Origin of the sequence: Dietzia sp. DQ11-44 (genome assembly GCF_014145205.1) — a bacterium.
Lineage (GTDB): Bacteria > Actinomycetota > Actinomycetes > Mycobacteriales > Mycobacteriaceae > Dietzia > Dietzia natronolimnaea.
The window spans coordinates 1-3,614 of record NZ_JAALEC010000073.1; the positions used below are offsets into that span (position 1 = coordinate 1).

General features: G+C 71.6%; 5 protein-coding genes and 1 pseudogene. 5 read left to right on the plus strand and 1 reads right to left on the minus strand.

Annotated elements, in window-relative coordinates:
- A pseudogene (locus tag G6018_RS17630) lies at nucleotides 1-165 on the minus strand (nicotinate phosphoribosyltransferase); the annotation flags it as partial.
- A 110-nt stretch (nucleotides 166-275) separates the two neighbouring features.
- On the opposite strand from G6018_RS17630, the gene clpS reads away from it, so the two are divergent.
- From clpS to G6018_RS02240, 5 genes are all read left to right on the plus strand, one after another.
- A complete protein-coding gene (gene clpS / locus G6018_RS02220; RefSeq protein WP_241730494.1) occupies nucleotides 276-563 on the plus strand; it encodes an ATP-dependent Clp protease adapter ClpS in 288 nt (95 codons plus the stop codon).
- Between the two features lie 4 nt (nucleotides 564-567).
- A complete protein-coding gene (locus tag G6018_RS02225; protein WP_179524843.1) occupies nucleotides 568-1,179 on the plus strand; it encodes a DUF2017 domain-containing protein in 612 nt (203 codons plus the stop codon).
- 10 nt (nucleotides 1,180-1,189) lie between these two features.
- Nucleotides 1,190-1,873 (plus strand): rhomboid family intramembrane serine protease, encoded by a 684-nt coding sequence (locus G6018_RS02230; RefSeq protein ID WP_179524844.1) that lies wholly within the window; start codon nucleotides 1,190-1,192, stop codon nucleotides 1,871-1,873.
- A complete protein-coding gene (gene murI / locus G6018_RS02235; RefSeq protein WP_179524845.1) occupies nucleotides 1,870-2,685 on the plus strand; it encodes a glutamate racemase in 816 nt (271 codons plus the stop codon). The genes G6018_RS02230 and murI overlap by 4 nt, the downstream gene beginning before the upstream one ends.
- A gap of 82 nt (nucleotides 2,686-2,767) precedes the next feature.
- Entirely contained in the window at nucleotides 2,768-3,547 is a 780-nt protein-coding gene (locus G6018_RS02240; RefSeq protein ID WP_182609463.1) for an MBL fold metallo-hydrolase, read from the plus strand.
- Nucleotides 3,548-3,614 lie beyond the last annotated feature (67 nt).

Consider the following 3,614-nt stretch of genomic DNA (forward strand, 5'->3'; position numbering starts at 1 on the left):
TCCCGCCGGGAGCCGTCGGGCGAACACCTCGAACACACAGGGGCGGTCGGCGGTCCCGTCGGCCAGTGCGGCCCGGATCATCGTGAGCTCGTACTTGTCCGTGAGCAGTGCGCTGGACGGACGGCCCGGCGGGTGAGGGGCGCGCGTTGGCGCGGTCGCGGTCACCCGGCTGACTCTACGGCGTGGCCGACCCGGCGGTAATCCGTATCCTTGGCCGTATGCACACCGTGACCACACAGATCGCGGACGACCGGAGCGTCGTCCCCGTGATGGCGATGCCGTCGGCCGCGCCCGTGGAAGCCACGGACACCGAGCTCGACGCCGGGGTGGACAGTCCCTGGCTCACCGTGGTGTGGGACGACCCGGTCAACCTGATGAGCTACGTGACCTTCGTGTTCCAGCGGGTCTTCGGCTACAGCAGGGAGAAGGCGCACGAGCTCATGCTCAAGGTCCACAACGACGGCCGCGCGGTGGTCTCGTCCGGGAGCCGGGACAAGGTGGAGAACGACGTCCGGAAGCTGCAGGAGGCCGGACTGTGGGCCACCATGCAGCGGGAGGTCTGAGCCCGTGAAGGCCTGGCAGCGCAAGTCCTCCCTCACCGGCCCCCGGGTCAAGGCGGTCATGGAGGGTCACGAGGTGCAGATCCTCCACGCCCTGGTGTCCAACATCGTCGACATGCTCGAGCAGCGGCGCGACTCCGCGCCGAGGGACGAGTTGGCCGAGATCACCGGGATGCGCAGCGGCCACTCCGAGCTCCCCGTCGAGGCCCCGCTCGCCCGCCTGCTCCCCGACTTCCACCGGCCCGAGCCGGGTGGGGGATCGGACGCGGACGCCGCCGCGGTGGCCCGCGCACACAACTCGGGCATGCGCATGATCCACGAGCCGGAGATCATCGACGTCAAGCTCGCCGCGGCGTCGACGGTCCTGAGGTCCCTCCCGGCGCGTGGGGGGACGGTCTCGCTCAGCCCCGAGCAGGCACAGGCCTGGATGGGGTGTCTCAACGACGTCAGGCTCGGCCTGGGCGCGTTGCTGCTCGAGGCCGGGGCGGTGGACGGCGTCCCGGCCACCGACATCCCCGAGTTCGTCGCGGAGGACGACCCGAGGTCGGCGCACCTGGACGTCTACCACTGGTTGACCTTCATGCAGGACTCCCTGTGCACCGCTCTGACCGGGAAGTGAGGAGAACACGGTGAATCCAGATCCACGCACGTTCCGGGCGGGGGGCGTCCAGACCGCCCGGCCCGTCCCTCAGGGGCCGCGCCGCTGGCCGGCACTGATCCTGCTCTTCGCCTTTGTCGCACTGATGTGGGTGGTCGAGGCGGCCGACCAGGTCATCCAGGCCACCATCGGGCCCCCGCAGGGACTCGACGGCTACGGGGTGCGTCCGCTCTCGACCGACGGGCTCCCCGGCATCATCTTCCAACCCTTCCTCCACGGGGACTGGGCGCACCTGATCGGCAACTCGATCGCCCTGCTCGTCCTGGGATCGATCATCGCGATGTCCGGGATCCGGCCCCTGATCAGCGTCACGCTCATCTCGTGGCTGGCCTCGGGTGTCGTGTCGTGGGTCCTGGGCGGCACCGGGACCGTCCACATCGGGGCGTCCGGCATCGTGTTCGGCTACATCTTCTACGTGATCGTCCGGGGTCTGTTCTCCCGCCGGTTCCTGCACCTGGTCGTGGGTCTGGTGATCGGCTTCTACTACGGGTTCGAGGCGCTCGCGGGACTGTCCCCGATGCTGGACGGCGTGTCCTGGCAGGGTCACCTCGGCGGGGCCATCGGCGGGGTCCTCTCGGCGTACGGACTCAAACGCGACCGGACGCCACAGGCGGTCACCGCCGGGCAGCGGCGGAACGCCGGTTCGCCGAGGTGACGTCTCCCGATCCACTGGCCCCGGTCGGGGTGTTCGACTCGGGGGCGGGTGGACTCACCGTGGCCCGGGCGATCATGGACCAGCTCCCCGACGAGTCGCTGATCTACGTGGGGGACACGGCCAACGGTCCGTACGGGCCGCTGCCCCTGGCCCGGGTGCGCGAGCACGCCCTGGCGGTCGCGGACTCCCTTGTCGACCGCGGGGTCAAGGCTCTGGTGATCGCGTGCAACACCGCCTCGGCGGCGATGCTGCGGGACGCGCGCGAGCGCTACCCGGTACCGGTGGTGGAGGTGATCCAGCCGGCGGCCAGGCGGGCGGTGGCCACCACGCGCTCGGGCCGCATCGGGGTGATCGCCACGCGCGCCACGGTCGCGTCGCTGGCCTACGACGACGCCGTGGCCGCGGCGGCCGGGGTCCACCTGACCTCGGTGGCGTGCCCGAAGTTCGTCGAGTTCGTGGAGCGCGGGATCACCAGCGGTCGGCAGGTCCTGGGTCTGGCGGAGGCGTACCTCGCGCCGATCCGGGACGCGGACGTGGACACCCTGGTCCTGGGGTGCACCCACTACCCCCTGCTGTCCGGGGTGGTCCAGCTCGCGGTGGGCGATCACGTCACGCTGGTCTCCAGCGCCGAGGAGACCGCCAAGGACGTGCTGCGCGTGCTCACCGCCGCGGACCTGCTGCGCCCCCACGACGCGGCGGATCCGGCGACGCGGGAGTACCTCGTGACCGGTGACCCGGACAGCTTCCGAAGGGTGGCGTCCCGGTTCCTCGGACCCGGTCTCGTGTCGGTCGGCCTCGCGGGTGCGGTGTGATCCCTCCCCGCGGACCGGTTCCCGGTCGCCCGCCGGGGCACACTCCGGGCGACCTCGCGCCGGCCGTGGCACGATGGTGCCCATGTTTCTGACTGTCCTGGGTTGCTCGGGGAGTATCGGCGGACCCACCTCGCCGGCGTCCGGGTATCTGGTGGAGGTCGAGGGGGTCGCCCCGGTCGTGATCGACATGGGGCCGGGGGTGTTGGGGGCTCTGCAGCGGTACATCGCGCCGGAGGACGCCACGATCCTGTTGTCCCATCTCCACGCCGATCACTGCCTGGACGTCCCGGGCCTGCTGGTGTTGCGGCGCTACGGTCCGGAGGCCGAGCGCGCGGTCCGGGTGCCGCTCATCGGGCCGTCCGGGACCGCGTACCGGATCGGGGTCGCCTCGGCGGAGGAACCGGGGGCGGTGGACGATCTGTCGGACACCTTCGAGGTGGGGTCGTGGGATGTCACGCCCGACGTGGAGATGACGGGCGACGACGGCGAGGTGGGCCTGCGCGTGCGGGCCGACCGGGTGGATCACCCGCCGGAGTCCTACGGGATGCGCCTGACGTCGGAGTCCGGTCGCGTCCTGGCCTACAGCGGTGACACCGCCTACTGCGACTCGCTGGTCGAACTCGCGGCCGGCGCCCACGTGTTCCTCTGCGAGGCCTCGTGGACCCACGAGGAGGGCCGCCCGCCGGGGATCCACATGTCCGGTGCCGAGGCCGGCCGGACCGCCCGACTGGCCGGGGTGGGCCGTCTGGTGCTGACCCACATCCCCCCGTGGACGGACCGCGAGGCCGTGCGCGCCGAGGCCGCCGCGCAGTTCGACGGCGAGGTCCTGTTGGCGGAGCCTGATCTCAGGCTCGAGGTCTGAGCGTCGGGTTCCGGGGCCCGGTGTCCGAGGCCCTGTCTCCGGGTGCCGGCCGCTAGTATCGGCGGGA

Bases quoted from the DNA above. Each gene is read 5' to 3' on its own strand.
- G6018_RS02240 (WP_182609463.1), top strand. From the start codon at position 2,768: ATGTTTCTGACTGTCCTGGGTTGCTCGGGGAGTATCGGCGGACCCACC.
- clpS (WP_241730494.1), top strand. From the start codon at position 276: ATGCCGTCGGCCGCGCCCGTGGAAGCCACGGACACCGAGCTCGACGCC.